Annotated in this window: 20 protein-coding genes; 5 read left to right on the forward strand and 15 right to left on the reverse strand. The window is 48.9% G+C overall.

Annotated elements, in window-relative coordinates; genetic code table 11:
- Positions 1–9 precede the first annotated feature (9 nt).
- From HW560_RS30805 to HW560_RS30845, 9 genes are all read right to left on the reverse strand, one after another.
- Positions 10–480: an NUDIX domain-containing protein gene (locus HW560_RS30805; protein ID WP_090894620.1), complete on the reverse strand. Its 471-nt coding sequence runs from the start codon at positions 478–480 to the stop codon at positions 10–12.
- Between the two features lie 285 nt (positions 481–765).
- Positions 766–1,191 (reverse strand): NUDIX hydrolase, encoded by a 426-nt coding sequence (locus HW560_RS30810; RefSeq protein WP_090894616.1) that lies wholly within the window; start codon positions 1,189–1,191, stop codon positions 766–768.
- A 200-nt stretch (positions 1,192–1,391) separates the two neighbouring features.
- Positions 1,392–2,207: a tyrosine-type recombinase/integrase gene (locus HW560_RS30815; RefSeq protein ID WP_256221933.1), complete on the reverse strand. Its 816-nt coding sequence runs from the start codon at positions 2,205–2,207 to the stop codon at positions 1,392–1,394.
- 108 nt (positions 2,208–2,315) lie between these two features.
- Entirely contained in the window at positions 2,316–2,510 is a 195-nt protein-coding gene (locus HW560_RS30820; RefSeq protein WP_090894611.1) for a hypothetical protein, read from the reverse strand.
- A gap of 66 nt (positions 2,511–2,576) precedes the next feature.
- On the reverse strand, positions 2,577–2,741 hold the full coding sequence (locus HW560_RS30825) for a hypothetical protein (protein ID WP_177185637.1): 165 nt from the start codon (positions 2,739–2,741) through the stop codon (positions 2,577–2,579).
- An 86-nt stretch (positions 2,742–2,827) separates the two neighbouring features.
- A complete protein-coding gene (locus HW560_RS30830) occupies positions 2,828–4,870 on the reverse strand; it encodes a B12-binding domain-containing radical SAM protein (protein WP_179265455.1) in 2,043 nt (680 codons plus the stop codon).
- A gap of 968 nt (positions 4,871–5,838) precedes the next feature.
- Complete coding sequence (gene recQ, locus HW560_RS30835; RefSeq protein WP_090894607.1) at positions 5,839–7,719, reverse strand: DNA helicase RecQ; 1,881 nt, start codon at positions 7,717–7,719, stop codon at positions 5,839–5,841.
- A gap of 343 nt (positions 7,720–8,062) precedes the next feature.
- Complete coding sequence (locus HW560_RS30840) at positions 8,063–8,332, reverse strand: Rpn family recombination-promoting nuclease/putative transposase (protein ID WP_090894605.1); 270 nt, start codon at positions 8,330–8,332, stop codon at positions 8,063–8,065.
- Positions 8,333–8,386: 54 nt separating this feature from the next.
- Positions 8,387–9,241: an Rpn family recombination-promoting nuclease/putative transposase gene (locus HW560_RS30845; RefSeq protein WP_090901965.1), complete on the reverse strand. Its 855-nt coding sequence runs from the start codon at positions 9,239–9,241 to the stop codon at positions 8,387–8,389.
- A gap of 330 nt (positions 9,242–9,571) precedes the next feature.
- Here HW560_RS30845 and HW560_RS30850 point away from each other — a divergent pair, with 330 nt between their 5' ends.
- Positions 9,572–10,096, forward strand: a complete 525-nt coding sequence (locus tag HW560_RS30850) for a DUF5412 family protein (RefSeq protein WP_179265456.1) — start codon at positions 9,572–9,574, stop codon at positions 10,094–10,096.
- A 146-nt stretch (positions 10,097–10,242) separates the two neighbouring features.
- Here HW560_RS30850 and HW560_RS30855 read toward each other — a convergent pair whose 3' ends face one another.
- From HW560_RS30855 to HW560_RS30875, 5 genes are read right to left on the reverse strand one after another with little or no spacing between them, the layout of a single operon-like run.
- Positions 10,243–11,361, reverse strand: coding sequence for a glycosyltransferase family 2 protein (locus HW560_RS30855; RefSeq protein WP_257031541.1), 1,119 nt, complete (start codon positions 11,359–11,361; stop codon positions 10,243–10,245).
- Positions 11,362–11,421: 60 nt separating this feature from the next.
- Positions 11,422–12,168: a class I SAM-dependent methyltransferase gene (locus tag HW560_RS30860; protein WP_179265457.1), complete on the reverse strand. Its 747-nt coding sequence runs from the start codon at positions 12,166–12,168 to the stop codon at positions 11,422–11,424.
- Positions 12,155–13,768 (reverse strand): nucleotide sugar dehydrogenase, encoded by a 1,614-nt coding sequence (locus HW560_RS30865; RefSeq protein ID WP_257032101.1) that lies wholly within the window; start codon positions 13,766–13,768, stop codon positions 12,155–12,157. The genes HW560_RS30860 and HW560_RS30865 overlap by 14 nt, the downstream gene beginning before the upstream one ends.
- Before the next feature lie 25 nt (positions 13,769–13,793).
- Positions 13,794–14,783: a polysaccharide biosynthesis protein gene (locus tag HW560_RS30870; RefSeq protein ID WP_179265458.1), complete on the reverse strand. Its 990-nt coding sequence runs from the start codon at positions 14,781–14,783 to the stop codon at positions 13,794–13,796.
- Positions 14,784–14,801: 18 nt separating this feature from the next.
- Positions 14,802–15,491, reverse strand: a complete 690-nt coding sequence (locus HW560_RS30875; protein WP_179265459.1) for a glycosyltransferase — start codon at positions 15,489–15,491, stop codon at positions 14,802–14,804.
- 355 nt (positions 15,492–15,846) lie between these two features.
- Between HW560_RS30875 and HW560_RS30880 the strand changes: the two genes are divergently transcribed.
- Complete coding sequence (locus tag HW560_RS30880; protein WP_179265460.1) at positions 15,847–16,557, forward strand: GT-D fold domain-containing glycosyltransferase; 711 nt, start codon at positions 15,847–15,849, stop codon at positions 16,555–16,557.
- A gap of 111 nt (positions 16,558–16,668) precedes the next feature.
- Here the strand turns inward: HW560_RS30880 and HW560_RS30885 are convergent, their stop codons facing one another.
- The gene (locus tag HW560_RS30885; RefSeq protein ID WP_090894590.1) at positions 16,669–17,085 is read right to left on the reverse strand and encodes a hypothetical protein; all 417 of its coding nucleotides are present in this window, start codon (positions 17,083–17,085) and stop codon (positions 16,669–16,671) included.
- 189 nt (positions 17,086–17,274) lie between these two features.
- Here HW560_RS30885 and HW560_RS30890 point away from each other — a divergent pair, with 189 nt between their 5' ends.
- The 3 genes from HW560_RS30890 to speD all read left to right on the forward strand — a co-directional run bounded on the left by HW560_RS30890 (position 17,275) and on the right by speD (position 20,038).
- On the forward strand, positions 17,275–18,408 hold the full coding sequence (locus HW560_RS30890; protein WP_179265461.1) for an RluA family pseudouridine synthase: 1,134 nt from the start codon (positions 17,275–17,277) through the stop codon (positions 18,406–18,408).
- A gap of 111 nt (positions 18,409–18,519) precedes the next feature.
- On the forward strand, positions 18,520–19,101 hold the full coding sequence (locus HW560_RS30895) for an SLOG family protein (RefSeq protein WP_179265462.1): 582 nt from the start codon (positions 18,520–18,522) through the stop codon (positions 19,099–19,101).
- 121 nt (positions 19,102–19,222) lie between these two features.
- Positions 19,223–20,038, forward strand: coding sequence for an adenosylmethionine decarboxylase (speD, locus tag HW560_RS30900; RefSeq protein ID WP_179265463.1), 816 nt, complete (start codon positions 19,223–19,225; stop codon positions 20,036–20,038).
- The last annotated feature ends 126 nt before the right edge of the window (positions 20,039–20,164 follow it).

Below are 20,164 nucleotides of genomic sequence, written 5' to 3' on the forward strand. Positions count from 1 at the left end.
TTCCAATCCCTACCTAATCATTGATTTTGAAGAGTTCGAGAAGAAATCCTCTAACCTAATTTTTTGTGCTGGATGCATATTCACTTTAAACACTTCTTCTTTTTCAAAAAATCTAACTTCGTAAGACTCATTGCTAACACTAATTTCACCTGATTCTAAAATGCAATGAAAACAAATTGAAAATTGTTGTCTGATCTCTCCATTTGAATACTCGATTATATGATTGGGATCTGAATATATGCCAATAAGTTTTTCTACTCGAACTTCTAAACCAGACTCCTCTTTCACTTCTCTTATCACAGTTCTCTCAATATTTTCTCCATACTCCATTGCTCCTCCAAGTAGAGACCAAGAATTATTGTCTCTTCTTCTATGAAGTAATATTTGATTTTCACTATTAGTCACAATGGCCGAAGCTGCTGCAATAATAGAATTTGGCTTAGGAGCGTTATTGTCATAATAATAATCTTTTCTACTCAAAAATTAGCACCCTTTCTAGTTAGCTATCTAGCTAAATTTATTTTAACACGGCTATTGTGTTAACTTGTACATATTTCTCAGGAATTGCATATAACGTTCAAAGGTTCACGACGGGCTTCATCCTTATATAGCTCTTATCTTAGGATGAAGTCTGTGTTGGTGATTTACTTCTATTGTATTGACATCTTCCAACCAAGGACGATTGTCCACTGCGTGAAACTTGTGTTATAGGATGTCAGCGCCTTCTTCGATTCACATGCAAAAGGTCTTTTATTCCTTGTTAACTTATAGAGTAATTTCTTTAAGAATCTTATCCTTACTCATCTTAACTTGTTCAATCATATGCCCAATATTACCCTCACCTGCAAACAATGACATATCGAAAAAATCCTTATTTAAATCGGACCAGTATAATTCATTTTCATCCCCGTAGACGTCTACATGATAATTTAACTCGCCAAAATAAACTTCCACGTAACATTCTTGAATATAGTATTTGAAGTCCATTAAATGATGTAGAATAATATCTTTATTAGATATGCCAGTCTCTTCAAATAATTCTCTATATGCCGCCATAATGCCGGATTCTCCGTGTTCAATTTTACCGCCAACAAGATTACTTAAACCCTTATATGGATTCCTTGATCGCTTGCACATAAGTAATTTATCCATATCTTTGCTGTAAATCATGAGCACATTATACCCTTGCACTATTGATCCCCCTTTTAGAGACATTTAATATTGTCTGCTAGTTGATTTTTAACATATTGCGCTGATTTCCTATAACATCTAATTTATGTACTTCGTAAATACCACACACCCTGCATGATATGTGAACTACGTATATGATAACCTATGGTGCAGTATTTGCGAAGAAAAATTTGGTGAAAAAGGTAGATTTATAGCAACACTCAATCTCCCAGATCCAAACGATCCAGCGGGCTCTGAATACGCTGAATATTCTTCGTACTAACATGCGTATATCGCTGTGTTGTTCGTGCACTCGTGTGACCAAGCAGCTCTTGGATATAGCGCAGGTCTGTTCCGTTTTCCAGTAAATGCGTGGCGAAAGAGTGTCTTAAGACATGAATACTAACCTTCTTCACAATGCCTGCACGTTGTCTGGCTTCTTCAAGAACCTTCTGCACACTCCGCTCCGTAAGATGCCGATCAGAAGATTGCCCTGGAAAGAGCCATCGAGTTGGTCTATATTCAGTGACGTATTTCTGCACCATACCCCACGCTAGACTCGATAGGATCGTTCTCCGATCCTTTTGCCCCTCCCCCTGTCTCAAGATGAGTGTTTGCCTTTCAATATCAAGATCGCTGCACCGCAAACGCACAACTTCACTTACACGAAGTCCAGAAGAATAGGTTAGAAACAATATGGCCTTATGTTTAGGATTGGTTACGGATTTGAGCAATTGAGCGACTTCCTTTTCCGACAATACTTGTGGAAGCTTGGTCTGCTTTTTGGGACGAATATACTGGATATCCGTAGGGTGATGAAGTACATGTTTACAATAGAAACGTAGCGCGCTAATTGTCTGATTCACGCTTAAATGGGATATCCCTCGCTCAAGCAAGTCTAGACAATACGTCTGTAAATTAGATGTCGTGACATCCGTTTTTTCAAAAGGAGTATGTTTCAGAAAACGTTCGACCTGATTACAATACGCTTTAATTGTTTTGCGGCTGTATCCTCGTAACTTTAGTGCCTTCTGCAATGGTTCTTTGCTCCATGAGTTATTGTTTCCTCTACTCGCTTTCCAGCGCTGTAGATCTTCGCTCTCAATCCATAACTCCGGGGTAATATGAACGTCATTTGGATCGAACTAGCTTATGAACTCCTGTACAGCATCAATAGTGTAAGGGATGATCCACACTTTCAGTTGGGGCTCCCAACGTCTGGCCGTAATCTGGCGAATGCACTGAATATATGCGAGGTTGTATGGGATGCGAATGTGCAGTGAATCAGTGGAACCTACTGTTATAGTTATCGTTTCCTTGGTTGTAGCCTTATTAGTCATCTGAAGCTCTCCTTTGCTTGAAGTTGTTATACCTGAAAAACAAAAAGGAAGGCCCTTCTTCATCCACTAGGGAATCAGACGACCTTCCGATGCTTTCGGAACATATATGTTTAGATAAAAGGTGAAGCGGAGCGCGGCTTGTGCAGTGGCAAGCCGCGTAAGGGTGAGGTGCTGCTCCCAATGGGGCAGCACCTCACGGGATTGGACCGCATCCATAACCGCGGTGCTCACTGTTGTTGCACCAGAACGGCAAAGCCATGGTGCTTCCCCCACTGCATGCAGCCATCGGCCATGCAGCTCCCCAATGCCGCTGCAACCTACATGGCAGCGGCTTCTTCTCCCAGCGGCAGCGTGTAATACTGCGCCTGCTGCCCTTCATGCTGCTGGTATACAACGACCAGCAGCGTCCGGCCTTTCGCGGCAAGCGGGCTGACGCCAGCTAGCACACGCTCAAGCCGGAACGGAAGCACATCCAATACGGTGTGCTTCTGCAGTTCCTTTTCGCCGAGACCGAGGTCGGCGAAAGCACGGGCACCCATGACCGTCTGTGCGGTCATGGCCGAGGTCATCGGCAACGCACGCGAAGCGTTGCCGTCCACCCCGTCCGCCGCTCCATCCGCGGCGGACCCTGTTGCGTCGCCCGAAGCGAGCGACGCTGCACCCCCGGCACTGCTGCCGATCACACCCGCCGCATCTGCGGCAGAGTCTTCCCCGGCAGCAGCCGAACTTCCCGCAGCGGCAACTGCACTCGTGCCGCTGCTTTCCAACCAGGCCGAGCCAGCGGCACCGGCAACGCGTGGCAGGCGAACGTCTTCCGGACGTTCAGCCAACGTTTTCATATAACCCGCCCACTGATCCTTCTGGAGTGGATCTTCCCACCAGATTTTGCGCGGTTTGTATTTGTGACCGAGGAAATAATCGAGCTTCATCAGGCCAAGCACAACATCCATGTGCGGTGTGTTGCGCGACTCTAGGAAGCTGTGCAGACGAGTGAACAGATCCTCCAGTTGGTGACCGATCTTCTGCCAACCTTGACCCTCCCAGTAATCCCCGAACGCCTGGAAGAAATCAAATGGCGAATCAAACTCTTGCTCCATTAGATACTTCAGCGTATGGTCCATCCGGTGTGCGTTCCAGTATTTCTCCAGCACATCCTCCAGCCGCTTCAGACGCACGATGTCGCTGAACGGCAGCACGTCACTGCCCAGAATTTCATACGGCGCATGATCCATATACGTATAGTTGTACTTCTCCGCATCCAGACGCAGACCTGTACCACGTAGCATTTTAAGGAATCCAAGCTGCAGCTCTTCCGGCCCCAGAGCAAAAACATCGTTAAACGTCTTGCGGAACGTATTGTAATCTTCCTCCGGCAGTCCGGCGATGAGATCCAGATGCTGATCGATTTTACCGCTGGCTTTCACCTTGTTCACCGTACGACTCAGCTTCGTAAAGTTCTGGCGGCGCTTCACCAGTTCATTCGTCGGATCATTGGTTGACTGAACCCCAATCTCGAACCGGAATGTGCCCGGTGGCGCATTCTCTGCCAGATAGTCCAGTACTTCAGGACGCATAATATCCGCCGTAATTTCAAACTGGAACACCGTCCCCTGATGATTCTCAATCAGGAATTTGAACATTTCGAGCGCATAATCCCGCTTGATGTTAAACGTCCGGTCCACAAACTTGATCAGCTTCGCACCTTTCTCAATGAGGTACAAAATGTCCGACTTTGTCCGCTCAATATCGTAATACCGCACGCCGACCTCAATACTGGAAAGACAGAACTGACAACTGAAAGGACAGCCACGGCTGGTCTCAAAATAAACAACCCGTTTCCCAAGCTCCGGGATATCCTCTTCAAATCGATGCGGCGACGGCAAATCGTTCAGATCCGCCTTCGGTCGTCCTGGCATGAGAATGACTTCTTCCCCTTTGCGATACGCCAGTCCATATACGAAGTGGAACTTCTTGTCTCCCTCCAGCTCCGTCAAAAGCTGATGCAGCGTCTCTTCCCCTTCACCCATCACGATGAAATCCACATTGGGAATCCGGTTCATCCAATATTCCGTGTCGTAGGACACTTCCGGCCCACCCAACAGAATTTTCACCTCAGGCATAACCTTTTTCAGATTATCAATGACCTTGATCGTCTCTTCAATGTTCCAGATGTAACACGAGAACCCAATCACGTCCGCGCCGCGCTGGTACAGATCAGACACAATATTCATCACTGGGTCCTTGATCGTATACTCCGCCAGGTCAATATCAAAATCCTTCTCACTGTACGCCTTCAGACAACGCAAGGCCAAGGATGTATGGATGTACTTTGCATTTAATGTAGAAAGAATAACCTTCATGGTTCACAACCTTTGCCTGGACACCCAGACCATATTTTTTTTGTAAAAGGAAAGCTCTACAGCCATCCATCCGGCCTCGGACGCTGTTCATACAAACCTCTTTTGATAGCCATTCCATGTCACATGGACATATCCAACTTTTGTCTTTCAAAGAGTGGACACTCTTTTCAAAAAGACATATACACCCCGTCATACCAAAACCACAACCACAACATACAGTATAAAACCCGAGCATTCAGCCTACATGTCGTAGAATCTACTGTCCACCATTTTTAACGCCAATGTCCACCCTTTGAAAGACAATTCACCTTCTTTTGTCCACAGTGCAGAGACACCATAATCAACTTCAAACTCAACTTCAACCTGTAAAAGACCTCATTCGCATTCCATCCACAATTCGTTATCCCATATTACTGCCTTGAGACTTAAGGATTTAGCCTCGAACCTGTGCCAGACACTCCCCCGTATCATGGACGAACCTTCGAGCTCTTACTAGAGTGTGTTTTCAAACTCAGGCAGGAGATACGTTAAAAGAATACCAGGGTCCAAGCCCCCTTGAAGTCCAGTCTGGATAATCTGGAGAATTGTCCAGACCATTTTCTAAGGAACCGAGGACGACCTATTTGGCCGTTCGGGTCCCCTCCTTTTATTTTTAAGGAATATCAGACACGTTATTGACCAAAATCATCTTACAAATACGCTGTAAAGGGCTGTTTATACCAATATAGCGTGTGTCAGATTCCTTAGATTGCTGTGGGCACTTCAAACCCCTGAATAAGACGTCACAGATTCGTTAGCGTTTCCGCTCCATGTTCCGCTCCTGACACTCAATTGTACTCCGGCTTTCGGCAGGTACTAAGATCCCCTCTAGATTCATATCTATCATCTTTTCGAACATTTAGATTTACTCACGTGAACTTCAAATATTGGAAAGCGAGAATTCATCAATTCACAATTCAAAATCCACACTAATCATACTCGTAAAACGCATCATCATCCGTATCCACGTCTTCGCCCGTTTGCTTCTGGAAAAACTCGAGGAACGGCAGCCCGTACTTACGGTACTTAACCTCACCGACCCCTTTAATATCCAGCATGTCACGTTCTGTCTGTGGACATACCACACTCATCTCGCGCAAGGTCGCGTCATTGAAAATAATGTACGACGGCACATGCTCTTTCGCCGCCAGATCACGACGGATCAGACGAAGCTGCTCAAATACCGTCTCGTTAACCGCAGATGGCATTGCATCGCGTCCACGACGTCCGCCATAGTTCGTACCCGAAGCCGTCGCCGCCGTCTTGCGGACCACCCGCTGCATCACTTCACGCTGACCTTTGAGCACTTCCACCGCCAGTGGCTGCAAACGAACAACTGGATACTGCCCCTCGGACAGCATCAGATACCCTTCCGATACCATGACGTTGATGATCTCCGCGATCTCACGTTCCGTACGATTACCCATCACGCCATAGGTTGGCAGGGAGTTGAAGCCGTAATCGAGCACTTTTTTGGCACGGGAGCCTTTGAGCACCGAAGCGACCAGCGATACCCCATACCGTTCACGCATCCGGTGAATGCAGCTGAATATTTTCTGCGCATCAATCGTCATATCCACCAGCTCGCGATCGTCCGTACATGAACTGCATATACCGCACGGCTTATCCTCATGCACCTCACCGAAATAATCCAGCTGTGCACTGCGCAGACAACGCGTCGTATAACAATAATCCACCATCTGTTGCAGCTTCCTGTAGTCGTTCTGCTTGCGGTCGCCCTCCATCGGGTTCTGCTCGATCAGGAACTTCTGGGTGATAATGTCCTGTGCCCCGAATAACAAAATGCACTGGCTCGGCTCTCCGTCCCGTCCCGCACGACCGGCTTCCTGCACATACGCTTCCATGTTCTTCGGCATGCTGTAATGCAAGACATAACGCACGTTGGATTTATCAATCCCCATCCCGAACGCATTGGTCGCCACCATTACCCGGATATCATCGTACAAAAAAGCTTCCTGGCTCTGGGCTCGTTCATCGTCCGTCATCCCGGCATGGTAGCGTCCTGCTGGCAAGCCTGCCTGCAATAAACGCTGATGCAGATCGTCCACGTCCTTACGGGTCGCGGCGTATACAATACCCGGCTCGCTGGCATGCTCGCGCGCGTAATTCAGGACAAAGTCCTTCTTGCTCTCGCCGCGCAGCACGCTAAAAGCCAGATTATCCCGCCCAAGTCCGGTCACATACGTCTGCGGGTCCTGCAAACGCAGTAGCCGCAGAATATCGCCCATGACCTCGGGCGTCGCTGTCGCCGTGAAGGCCGCAACCACCGGCCGCTCCGGCAAACTGTCCACAAACGGCGCTACCGCCAGGTAGCTCGTCCGAAAATCATGCCCCCACTGTGACACACAGTGGGCCTCATCCACAGCAACGCACGAGATAGGCAAATAGCCCATCTCCTCGCGGAACCAGTCCAGCTCCAGTCGCTCAGGCGCGACATAGAGCAGCTTCAGCTCACCGCGCTGCGCGGCGCGGATGCGATCATTCACTTCTTTGCCGCTAAGTGTACTATTAATATACGCGGCAGCAATTCCGGCGGTCGTCAACGCATCGACCTGGTCCTTCATTAACGAGATCAGCGGGGAGACGACAAGCGTCAGACCCGAATATAACAAAGCGGGGATCTGATAACAGATCGATTTCCCGCCCCCGGTTGGCATAATACCCAGCGTATCTTCACGTTCGAGCAGGCTGGCTACGATCTTTTTCTGTCCCTCACGGAAGTCGGGGTAGCCATAATATTTTTGCAGGAGACCCTGCGCTTCTTCTAATGTAGGTGTTTGCACACTCATGTAAAGACTCCTTACTTATCACCGGTGTTCTTCCACCAGCTTGGTCCGATCCGATTCTGACATCCGAAAGCGGCTTATACCGCATCCTTGACAACAAAATGGCGTTCTCATGACTTGTCCGTCAAGCAAACGCCGCTCCCTTTAGTTTAACGGCCCAGACCCGAATGAGCAACCGCGTTTTCATGTAAAACGATCTTCGGCAACTGTGTAACAGCGGTATAACCTAAGTGATCAGAAAGATTACAAATAGAATCTGGTGTGATTGAACATTCTAGGTCAAATAAAAAAACAACCGCCTGCCCTTTTGGGAACAAGACGATTGTTTTGATTTAAAGTGCATTTGCTAATCTTTTAGCGCCTCAACTTCAGACTCGGTTAGACCACTTGTTTTGGCGATGACAGATACTTCGATGCCGAATGAAAGCATATTTTTAGCTATTTCAATCGCCTTTCTTTTTTCACCTTCCGCTAATCCCTTTTCCGTAGCCCACTCAATCATCGAGGCTTCATCATGCAAATACTTTTGCCGCTCTTCATCCAAGCGACGTGCTTCACGATCCTGACTCAGAAACTCAAGCGTATCCATCGCTTTCTTCAATGTAGGTTCATTCATTTGCAGCACCTCTCATTGTTTGTGGGAACGAGTTTTTTTCTGTGGGTTGCGTTGCTAATCTTTCAATGCCTCAACCTCAGACTCGGTTAGACCACTTGTTTTGGCAATGACCGAAACTTCGATGCCGAATGAAAGCATATTTTTTGCAATTTCGATCGCCTTCTTTTGTTCGCCTTCCACTATACCTTTAGCAATGCCCTTCTCCGTAGCCCACTCAATCATCGAGGCTTCATCGTGCAAATACTTCTGCCGCTCTTCATACAAACGACGTGCTTCACGATCCTGACTCAGAAACTCAAGCGTATCCATCGCTTTCTTCAATGTAGGTTCATTCATTTGCAACACCTCCCAATTGGATTTGTCAGCACCTTTCAGGAACAAAAGCCAGTTAATCAGACCACCTTCCATCGGAACGGATTGATCATCCAGCTTGGACAGCTCCATAAAATGAACTTCGAGATCATCACTCAATTCAAGTCCAGTATGGTCTTCCCTCAGATGAAATACATTATGATAACGCTCATTTTCGATAAACGAGTAATTTAAAATATTAATTGTCACACACTTTTTCAGTTCCTTGTACGTTTGGCCTTCCTGCAACTGACTGGAATAACGCTTGCTCCAATAGTATAGGGTCCGTTTTTCAATATCGTATTTATTAAATAACTGCATCTCAATGTTGATCAATTTACCTTCAGCTGTTTTCGCCCAAATATCAAATATGGACTGTTTATCCAGCGGAGCATCTTTATCGGTATACGGATTAAGGAGTACAATCTCCGTCAGCGGCTGTTCCCCCGATTCTGCAAACGTTCGGTTCAAGAAAACCAGCAGTACATCTTTATTTTCTTCACTGCCAAAAATACGCTTGAAAACAAAATCGTTTCGAGGATCGAGCAAATCAGACATCTGACCATCAACTCCGTTTCTTTCTATTATACCATGCTTGGCATACTTAATTGCAGCATCAACCACCATTATCCAAGTTAAACATTCCTCATCAAACTACTACCTCCAACTGCTTCTTCAAGTCCTGAATTTGCTAACAAGACACTCTTTCTCCAATTAATTAAGCTCTTGCTTGGTTAAGGATTATTTTAACTTATTTGTTATTAATTATATCTACAATATGTTACCATCAATTAATGATTAGCTTACAGAAAAGACATTTGTATACCTACATATCCATTACCGTATATCGTTTGATCCCACTGCCATTAAAGGAGGGCCGTTTTATTGATGTCGAAACAACATGCACATGCTAGTGACTCTTCAAACATCTCATCACCAAAATCGTGGATACACCGACATCCGATATTCACCGCATTTTCGATACTGATTCTGGCTCTGTTCGCCGCCGTATTGCTGTATTTCTGGCTTCGCCCGTACTTCTCCACGTTTGATCGTTCCCAACAAGGAGATCTGAGCTACTCCATGCCTTCACGGAACGTAGAATATACCGCCGAGATTTACGGCGTGCCTTATGGTGGTGCGGCAGGTGGAGTCACCATCTGGGTGGATGTGAAGAAAACAAATGATCCGAATGAATCCACCGTAAAAACCATTTATCGCGCCGAGTATCATGGACATAACCATCTGGAATGGGAAGATGAACACACGCTCCGGATCGAAAACGGGAATGAATATGTAGATGAAACCATTACGCTAAACATCGATGAAGAAATCTATGACGGTTGGGGCTGGGCATGCCAAAGCCTGCGTATGAAGGAACAGTACGTTCGCTGCCTGGCACCCGAAAAATAAAAACACAAATAAACAGCCCCGCTCGCCGAATCTCATGGCAAGCGGGGCTGCTCTTCTTCCACCTCTAGAGCGGAGCAATACTACTCTTACTCTTACTCTTACTCTTACTCTTACTCTTACTCTTACTCTTACTCTTACTCTTACTCTTACCCTTTCTCTCTTTCTTCCGTGCCCTTGTTCCCCTTACTCATCACCGCTTCAAGCTTCTGCCGATTGGCAATCAGGCCGGGGTCATTCGGCAGATACTCCCTTGCTTTGCTGTTATGCAGAAGCGCGTGCTCCCAGTTCCCCATGTGAGCGTAACAAAGGGAGAGTCGGGCGTGGGGCAGCCAAGTGCGGCATGCCGCTGGCACCGGACGCAGACCCGGATCGCGGCTGCTGACATCGAGCGCCTGCATATACCAGTAGATGGCGGACACAATCTCCTGCCGCTCCTGGAAGCAGGCAGCGATAGCGCAGCAGAAGTCGGCATGCGGCAGGTCGAATTGAAATGACTGTAACAGTGCCCCCAGCTTCCGGCCCGGCTCGCCAAGCCGTTCGTAACATTCCGCCAGCCGCGCGCAGGCGATGAGCCGATCCTCGCGATAACCGCTCGGCTCCAGCACCAGCTTCGCGTACGCCCGAACCGCCGCCGCATAACGCCTGCGGTCGTAACATTCGCCTGCATAATAGAACAGCAGGCGTCCCTGGGCTGCGCCCTCTTCGGCGATCCATTTGCGCAGTATGCGCACGTTTCGCGCCGAATGATGGCCCGCTTCGCGGCGGTGCGTGACGGCAATATCTGCCGTAATGACGCCGCTCTGCGGGAAGCCTAACTGCTCGTGCAGCCGGCCATGCCAGCGGCAGCCCGCTTCCCGCTTGACGAGGCGCAACCGTCGGTCCGTCACGAGCGGACTTCCCTCCGGGCCCTCGGCCAGCGTATAGCTCAAGATCACAGCCGCCGTCTCTCCCCCGGACGGCAGCTGCTGCTTCAACCTTTGCAGCTTCGCCAGTTCCGCGGGCAGCAGCACATCATCCGCATCCAGCCACAGGATATATTCCTGTGTGGCCTGATCGAATGAATAATTTCGCGCTGCGGCGAAATCATCTTTCCACTCATACGTGTAGACCCGGTCGGTATATTGCGCAGCGATCTCTTTCGTACGGTCGGATGAGCCGGTATCTACAATCACGATCTCGTCCGCGATGCCGACGACCGAGTCGAGACAGCGCGCAAGTGTGCGTTGTTCGTTCTTCACAATCATACACAGACTGATGGTGATCACGGTTTAAGCCCCTTCCTGTCTTACGCGTATTGCGGTTTTTTTCTTTCTCAAACTCGTCTGCTACCCTTCCCCCGTCTCCTGACGGCGCAGACGTTTAACCTGCTCCACCGCATTGTCCAACGCTTTCTTGCGTTGATTCATCAGGCGAAGGTGATTCTTCTCCACAGCGGCAAACTGTACGTGATCCAGCTCCATCCATTCCGTCAGTTGGTTCAGGGTTGGTGACATATACAGCTGCGTTTTCCGTCTTTTTCGTGCCACACAACATAGATATTTATGATGAACTTCCAGCTTCAATACTTCAAAATACGGCAGCAAGCACATCGCCAGATTCCCGGCATAAAACGTCTGCTTGTGATCGTAAAAGGGATGGTAACCATACGGCACGGTCACAACCAGAGTTCCCTCCTCCTGCAGCAGTCGGTGAATTTGCAGCAATAACGTCTCCGGATGGGCAAAATGCTCCAGCACTTCACCAAGCAATACGGTATCAAAGGTGGTTCTTGCTTTCCATTGCGTAATGTCCAGCAGGCGAAAATCCACATTGTTCCGCACGGGTCTGGATTCCTTCGCCAGTTCCTCGCGGGCATACTGTATACTCTCTTCTTCCAGATCAATTCCGGTCACCCGAAAGCCTTCCCGCCCTAGCAAAATGGAGGTAACTCCCTGGCTGCATCCAATATCCAGAATTCGTTTGCCTGTCGCTTCCCGGCACATCCAGTGAATGCGGGTACGTGTGGCTTCATGTGATTCCTCCGAATTGATCTCGCCATAATAACGCTCGTTGACCCGGTCATGATTTGCCATGGCTGCCTCCGCAATTTTCGTGCGAGTGTTCGTTGGTTGGTTCAATGCTCGGTTTACTGGCTGGTTCAATAATTGGTTCAGTCTGTGCTTTAACGTTTGCCTCACTGTCTGACCGGATAGGATTGGTGTGTCCCTGCTTATCCCCGTCCACCTTCTGAGACACTCGCATGTTTTCGTGAATTTGCAACTCATGTATTCCCTTCATACCTTGCACCACGTTCACTTCTGGTCGAATCGGCTGTCCAAGCACCACGATATTGCCACCGACACATCCGGCTGTAGCATTACGTGTGTCGAAGATGAGCTTGGCATGATCCGCCATCTCCTGATAATCGAATCCCGTATGATCCGTCGTAATGATGACCAGATCCGCCCCGGCCCACAATGCTGATGATGCTGGTTGAGCATGAGCAACCGTGCCATCATCCTTGCGGAATACAGGCACCATTGGATCAGTAAAAACCACATCTGCCCCCGCTTCACAAAGCAGTCTATAGACATCCAGCGCTGGCGATTCACGCAGATCGTCGATATCTTTTTTGTACGCCATACCCGCCAGCACAATTCGGGCTCGCTGCAACGATGAACCGTTCTGTTCGAGCAGCTCGGCGGCCCGCTTGACCACTCTTTCCGGCATTTGCCGATTGGTTGCATCCGCAAGCGAAATGAATTTCAGCTCCGACCCCTGACGGCCTGCGGCCCAGGACAGATAGATCGGGTCAATTGGAATGCAGTGTCCACCAATGCCCGGACCCGGATAGAACGGCATATAACCGAACGGCTTGGTTGCCGCAGCGTCCAGCACCTCCCAGATGTTTACGCCCATTTGCTCACAAGCGGGTGTCAGTTCGTTCACAAGCGCGATGTTCACGCTGCGAAACGTATTTTCGAACAATTTTGCCGTCTCTGCCACAGTCGTAGAACTAACGGGGACGATTTCGTTCAGGAACGAACCGTAGAATGCTTTTCCATAAGATAGACAGGACGGCGTGGAGCCGCCAATGATCTTCGGTGTATTTTTCACCCCGTAATGCACACTTCCGGGATCTACCCGCTCGGGAGAATAACAGACATGGAACTGCTGCCCTACTTTCCACCCTTTCGCGGCTTCGATCGGCTGCTTTACACGCTCCTCGGTGGTGCCGGGATACGTGGTACTCTCCAATATAACCAGGCAGCCCTCCTGAAGATAAGGCGTTATGCCATCCACCGCTGCAGCGATAAATGAAATATCCGGCTGGTGCTCCGCAGTTAAAGGCGTAGGCACACAGATAACAATGACATCGGCCTGCGCTACTGCTGCGAAATCCGTGCCTGCGAGGAACAACCCAGCCTGAGCAAGGGATTGCACCACTTTATCCTCAATGCCGATTACATACGATTTCCCGGCACACAGCTTAGCCACTTTCGCTCCATCGATGTCAATTCCTTGCACCTGATACCCAGCCTGCGCCATCTCCATCGCCATCGGTAACCCGACATACCCCAGACCAATGACGGCGGCTTTCAGGGAGCGGTTGTTTATGTTTTGAAGCGTGGTTCGTTCCTGTGTTTCCTTATTTCCTACGTGCATGCTGCTGCCCTCTTCCATTCCTTCCACCTCCAAACGGTCCGCCTCCCTTCTATTAATCGATAAAGCCGCCTGCACGCAAAAATTGGGCAATAGCGGAACGGTTCATCATCGCGCTGTCTGAACGATACTCGGAAAAGGTCACACGAGGCAGCCCACTATACCGATCTGTCAGGCTTTTCTCCGGTTCTTGTGGCAAAATCACATAATATTGCTCGTCATATTTGTAGGTACGTGGTGCCTCAAATGGAGAAATGAGTACTTCATGCAATTTTTCGCCCGGTCGAATCCCGGTTACTGTATAGTCGTGAGCCGGACGACCTGCCTGTTCCAGCATGACCGAAGCCAGATCTGTCATCTTGCAGGCCTTCATTTTCATTACAAAAGTCTCACCGCCCACCGCTGCCTCAGCTGCCTTCAGCAACAAATGAATGGCCTCCGTCCGCGTCAGGAAAAAGCGGGTCATGCCTTTGTCCGTAATGGTCAGGCTCTTGCCTTCATCAATCTGACGACGGAACAATGGAACAACACTGCCACTGGTCCCAAGCACATTGCCCCCGCGAATACACACAAAACGGGTGGACTCGCTCAATCCATTGGCATGAATCATCATCTTTTCCCCCAAAGCCTTGGTCATGCCGTAAACGTTAATCGGATCTACCGCCTTGTCGGTGGAGACGTCAATGACTTTGGCAACCTGCATGCGAATCGCAGCGCGAATAATGTTCTGCGTGCCGATGACGTTGGTCTTGAACGCTTCATCCGGCTGATCCTCGCATACCGGAACATGCTTCAGTGCAGCCAGATGGAAGAGAACATCCACTCCGCGACAGGCTTCCTCCACGGCCCGATCGTCGCGAATATCCCCGATGACAAAGTGCAAACGCGCATCATGACCGAAATCCCGCTGCATCGCAATCTGGGCATACTCATTACGCGAGAGAATCCGAATCTCGGACGGATTCTGCTCCAGCAGTACCTCCGTCAGCTTTTGTCCCCAGGAGCCTGTTCCTCCGGTGATCAGAATGGTTTGTCCTTTAATCATGGTTGAATCCCTCCTTGTTCAGATCATGAATTCGCGTAATACCGCAGCCATCTCTTCCCGGCTCAACCGATCTTTGGGCGGTACTTTTTTGATGGAAGTATTGCTGGAATGCACAATATTCACGTAATTGCGCGGTGCCAGCAGCTCATGCGGCAGGTCAATAACATTGCCATGTGTTCCCCGGCCCGGAAGCTTCACCCGGTATCCCGCCGCGTACTCTGCAGTCTTATATAAGTAGACATAGAACTGCGGGGAACGATGAAATGCTGGCGCCATCTCATGATTCACGCTATCCCACAGATATCCATTCTGATTAATGAGAGCCATTGTTCCTGGCTGTGGCTGCACATCATAGAGCTGTTGAACAAACGTCTTGTGATACAGATCATCTGAATCCAGTCGGGCTATATAGGTATCCTCTGCTCCCTCGGCAAAAGCCAGAATGGCCCGCACACTCTCGATATGAGTCCCAAACCGGATGTTGGCAGGCAGCGGCTCCTGTTCCGAGAGAATCTCCTTTATGAGTTCCCCCGATTCTTTTGAAATCTTCACTACCGTCAGATAGTCCTGATTGGTCTGGGCCTTTAGGCAATTCAGGGTGAATCTACGAAAAATGCCCATCCGCCGCTCCAACCATTCTCTCGTCAAGCGCTGCGGGTCCATTCCATAATTGTTGAAGTTAATCTCAATAACCACTCTTCTGGACATACCCTTCCTCCTCATCAAGTCTGTGATTTTCTTTCACTTAATTCAGAATGTTTTCATAGTGTTTACAGTCGTTCCCACACCAAAATGTCCCTGTCTGCCTGAAGCTCTATACAGAAGCTCTCGCCAATCCAGCCGACTCTATACCGTATGAAAAAATACTAGAATCGGTCCGGACACCTGCACGGGTTCTCTTATAATTGAGCATTTTACATAAGTCCATTAAGCCCCTCACATGCTTCAAGAAGTAGTTTGATATGCACCAGAAACGCGCCCTGCGGGTCGAACACACAATACGTTGCCGAGGCCGAAACATAGAATAGAGCAATTGAATTTTCAAAGGAGGCTTTATACCACTATGAGTCCAATCTATCTCGAAATGGATGGTGTGTTGGATCAACTTGAAGCCGCATTGAGGGATAAGCGTCCCTTCTCTCTGGTTCGTGTGGGCGATGGGGAGAATATCGTTTTGTCCCAGGAAACGGTCTGGAGCACGGAACAGGTTTTGCAGGAGCGATGGGCCATCAAGGCCAATCTGGGACAAAAAGGACTGCGTCTACCCAATCTGCAGCTACGGGATGAGGTCGCCGCTTCCTTACAGCGGGCGAATATCGTCGGCGTTCTTCCACACGGGGACAGTACCATCAAAGCCCCGGAGCATCTCAAAAGACAGCTGACCGATACGGTGTTCGCACATTTCGGTATCTCTCCGGCGCTGACTTGCCATGCCTGTGTCAATCGGGAACTCGCGCAGGTGCCCCGCTTCTGGAATATGCTTGCCGGCAAGCGGATACTGCTCGTTACCCGTGAGATTGAACAGCTGCGAGCCACACTCGTTCAGGAGCCGTATCACCTGAATATTACAGCTGCGCTGCCCTTCGACAGCTGGGATCAGATGCAGGAAACACTGGAGTGGATTCAAACGAATCAGGATACCTTCGATGTAGCTCTCTTCTCCTGTGGCGTGAACGCGGTTGTCCTTGCGGAGCGTACAGCGGCACTTGCAGGCAAAGTCGCCATCGACTTCGGCAAAGCCAACAACATTATTTTGAAAGGCCGCGCCAACTAGCCTTTAAAAGTAGATACTACAACCAAAATCCCGGACTCCTTGGAGCCGGGATTTTGTTCTGCTAATCATAAGATGCCGTAACGTAAACACTCTTTCTGTTGAACCTTTTGTTCATAGGAACCAATTGGTGGCTGCAATACCATAGAACACCTCAGGTCCGGTCCGTACAGATGTGGACACCCCGGAAATGAACGAGGTATACACACTTTCCAGTGCAGGCGGTGCGGACAAATCCTGTGCAGTGAACGAATGAAATTCAGCGCCACCGTTCTGACCTATGGTACCTTCGGCGCGATAGATTACAAAGAACGGATCGTAAACACTGCCCCGTACAAGCTCAACAACGAACGTATCTCCCACTTCTCCGGTAACGCCAACCGTGCCATTCAAGGTGATTATGGGGTTTGGGACACCAAGGGTCTGCAGACCAATGGAGCCGAACGCTTCTGGTGATGGGCCCAGAGACAAACCGGGCTGTCCTACAGTTCCCGAGTTCATCGAAGTTCTCATATCGAGAAACACACCCATGAGTAACACCTCCAATGCTATGGGATACGTTATTCTATGAATCTCGACTCTCTTTGGATTGGATGGGTAACAGTTTCAGTCCACCTATTTTTATTTGCCCCCGGTTAATGGTATATTGAACTGCATAACGAAATGAACGGATCGTATGCACACAAGCGGTACAGGCTGTTCAGAAGGAGATTACTATTTATGAATAAACGTAAACGCCCAACAGGCAATACATCTGCCAAAGGGAAAACATCCGCAGGTTCGTCCACAGCGCGGTCGGGTCGGTCCACTTTTACTTCCGCCAAATCATCAGGACCATCCGCATCACGCAATACAGGAGCGGCGAAAAAGCCAGCAGCTGCCAAAACCTCGGCGGCTCCCAAGAAAGCCGGAGCACCCAAACCCAAAGCAGCCAAACGCTCGGGCAATTCCTATTATCGCAAGCAAGAACCACCACGTCCGTACAAGGTTACTGAACCTGATGAGCTGCTCAGCTTCCTGCTGAAACATTTGAAGTCCGGCCGTAATGCGGTCAAATCCATTCTGGGTCGCGGACAGGTATCCGTTGATCAGAAAGTGGTGACCAAGTTTAATCTGGAGCTTACGCCGGGGCAGATCGTAACGATTAGCAAAGAAGGTGCTGTTGCCGCTCCTTCGCTGACGGGGATTAACATTCTGCATGAAGACGATGATATCATTGTCATTCGCAAGGAAGCCGGACTGTTGTCCATTGCCGCTGACAAAAGTGATGATCTTACAGCTTATCGCCAGTTGACCGAGCATGTTCGCCGTACCAACGCGCTGAACCGGATATTTATTGTCCATCGTCTGGACCGCGACACGTCAGGTGTCATGATGTTCGCCAAGAGCGAAGAAGTGCAGCAGAAGCTGCAGGACAACTGGAAAGAAAATGTACAGGAACGTGTGTATGTTGCCCTTGTGGAAGGCGCCGTTGCAAAAGAAGAGGGCACCATTTCCTCATGGTTGAAAGAAACCAAGACGCTCAAAATGTATTCCAGTTCTCGCCCGAATGATGGACAACATGCCATTACTCACTACAAACGTCTACAATCGAACCGTGAATTCTCCCTGCTGGAAGTCCGTCTGGAAACGGGACGCAAAAACCAGATTCGTGTGCATATGGAAGATCTGGGCCATCCCATCGCAGGCGACAAAAAATACGGTGCTCACACCAAAACACTGGGTCGTCTGGGGCTGCATGCACGGGTACTCTCGTTCATCCACCCAACGTCGGGTGAGCTGATGAGATTTGAGACCGATATTCCAAAACAGTTCCTCTATCCATTCCGCACGGATGCTCCATCAGCGAACTAACGGGATGATTCAAAGAACAGGCATCGCTGACTCAACGATTTCAGCCGATACTGGACAAGCCGCGGTGCCGGAACTGGCCGATGGCCTGACCACGTCTGAAAGGAGGAAGCGATGTTGAAAAACTTGCTTATTACCGGTTATCGTGCACATGAACTACAGATTTTTGGACAGAAGCATGAGGGAATTCCTTTCATCAAAAAGGCGATCGCCTCCCGTCTTACACCACTGGTCGAAGACGGGCTGGAATGGGTGCTGACACCAGGCCAATACGGTGTAGACCTGTGGGCCTGTGAAGTGGTGCTTGAGCTGAAGAAGACGTTCCCGGATCTGAAGCTGTCGATCATTACCGCTTTTCAGAATCCTGAGGAACAATGGAAGGAAGACAAACAGGAGTATTATCGCTCCATTCTGCAAGGTGTGGACTATTATGGTGCGATTAGTCATCAGCCGTATATCGGGCCGTGGCAGTTCACTGCGCGGGATGATTTGCTGCTGCGTAAAAGCGACGGTCTTCTGCTCGTGTATGATGAAGATGCCGGGGATGGCAGTCCCCGTTTTATAAAGGAAAAAGCGGTCAAAAAACAGCAGAATGAAGCTTACACCATCATCAGCATTACCTCGGAGGATATTCAATCGGTCGCCGAAGATGAACGGATGAACGATGTCGGGGATTACGAAGATCCTTCATTCTAATCTGTACACGACTGGAGCAGCAAAGAATGACGTACATATGTTTTTTTTGGCGGCAGGTTGGGTATAAGTAGTAGTAAAACTGCGATTACCATGTCGTATGGGACAAAGGGGAACTGCAACCATGACATTAACGCCAGAGCAGCGCATTCAACTGCATGGATTCAACAACCTGACCAAGTCGCTGAGTTTCAATATGTACGATATCTGTTATACGAAAACCAAAGATGAACGCGAAGCTTACATTGAATATATTGATGAACAATATAATGCTGCCCGGCTGAGCAAAATCCTGAACAACGTGTCTGACATTATCGGTGCCCATGTGCTGAATATCGCCCAACAGGACTATGTCCCCCAGGGTGCAAGTGTGACGATGCTTGTGTCGGAAGGCCCCATTGTGGAGATCCCTGAGGAATCCTTCGATGAATCTCCCGGCCCCCTGCCCGATAATGTCGTCATGCAGCTCGACAAAAGCCATATTACCGTTCATACGTACCCCGAATTCCACCCGAGCGAAGGCATCAGTACGTTCCGGGCAGATATTGACGTCTCTACCTGTGGTGAAATCTCGCCGCTAAAGGCACTGAACTATCTGATCCACTCGTTCGATACGGATATCATGACGATGGACTACCGGGTACGTGGTTTTACACGGGATACGAGTGGACGCAAGCTGTTCATTGATCATGAGATCGGTTCGATCCAGAATTACATTCCGGATGAGATCAAGAGCAGCTTCGACATGATTGACGTGAACGTCTATCAGGAGAACATTTTCCACACCAAGTGCAAACTGAAAGAATTCGATCTCGATAACTATCTGTTTGGTTATACCAAAGATAAACTGAGCAAGGTCGAGCAACAGGAAATTACGGAGTGGTTGAAGCTGGAGATGGATGAGATTTATTATGGCAAAAACATCAATCGTCCTTCTTAATAGCTGATTCGTGAGGACTGATTCATACGGGCTGGGACAAGGATAAGATGTCATGAAGCAGGATTTCCTAATGGAAACCTCCGGCATGCGCTTATCCTTTTCTTTTGCCTGACTTGACAGGCAGCA

Source organism: Paenibacillus sp. E222 (assembly GCF_013401555.1).
Lineage (GTDB): Bacteria > Bacillota > Bacilli > Paenibacillales > Paenibacillaceae > Paenibacillus.

What these genes read in the sequence shown, in the direction of transcription:
- HW560_RS30850 (WP_179265456.1), top strand. Translation starts at nt 9,572, where the DNA reads ATGTCGAAACAACATGCACATGCTAGTGACTCTTCAAACATCTCATCA.
- recQ (WP_090894607.1), bottom strand. Translation starts at nt 7,719, where the DNA reads ATGAGTGTGCAAACACCTACATTAGAAGAAGCGCAGGGTCTCCTGCAA.
- HW560_RS30880 (WP_179265460.1), top strand. Translation starts at nt 15,847, where the DNA reads ATGAGTCCAATCTATCTCGAAATGGATGGTGTGTTGGATCAACTTGAA.
- speD (WP_179265463.1), top strand. Translation starts at nt 19,223, where the DNA reads ATGACATTAACGCCAGAGCAGCGCATTCAACTGCATGGATTCAACAAC.
- HW560_RS30875 (WP_179265459.1), bottom strand. Translation starts at nt 15,491, where the DNA reads ATGTCCAGAAGAGTGGTTATTGAGATTAACTTCAACAATTATGGAATG.
- HW560_RS30845 (WP_090901965.1), bottom strand. Translation starts at nt 9,241, where the DNA reads ATGTCTGATTTGCTCGATCCTCGAAACGATTTTGTTTTCAAGCGTATT.
- HW560_RS30870 (WP_179265458.1), bottom strand. Translation starts at nt 14,783, where the DNA reads ATGATTAAAGGACAAACCATTCTGATCACCGGAGGAACAGGCTCCTGG.
- HW560_RS30895 (WP_179265462.1), top strand. Translation starts at nt 18,520, where the DNA reads ATGTTGAAAAACTTGCTTATTACCGGTTATCGTGCACATGAACTACAG.
- HW560_RS30840 (WP_090894605.1), bottom strand. Translation starts at nt 8,332, where the DNA reads ATGAATGAACCTACATTGAAGAAAGCGATGGATACGCTTGAGTTTCTG.
- HW560_RS30820 (WP_090894611.1), bottom strand. Translation starts at nt 2,510, where the DNA reads ATGACTAATAAGGCTACAACCAAGGAAACGATAACTATAACAGTAGGT.
- HW560_RS30830 (WP_179265455.1), bottom strand. Translation starts at nt 4,870, where the DNA reads ATGAAGGTTATTCTTTCTACATTAAATGCAAAGTACATCCATACATCC.
- HW560_RS30890 (WP_179265461.1), top strand. Translation starts at nt 17,275, where the DNA reads ATGAATAAACGTAAACGCCCAACAGGCAATACATCTGCCAAAGGGAAA.
- HW560_RS30885 (WP_090894590.1), bottom strand. Translation starts at nt 17,085, where the DNA reads ATGGGTGTGTTTCTCGATATGAGAACTTCGATGAACTCGGGAACTGTA.
- HW560_RS30860 (WP_179265457.1), bottom strand. Translation starts at nt 12,168, where the DNA reads ATGGCAAATCATGACCGGGTCAACGAGCGTTATTATGGCGAGATCAAT.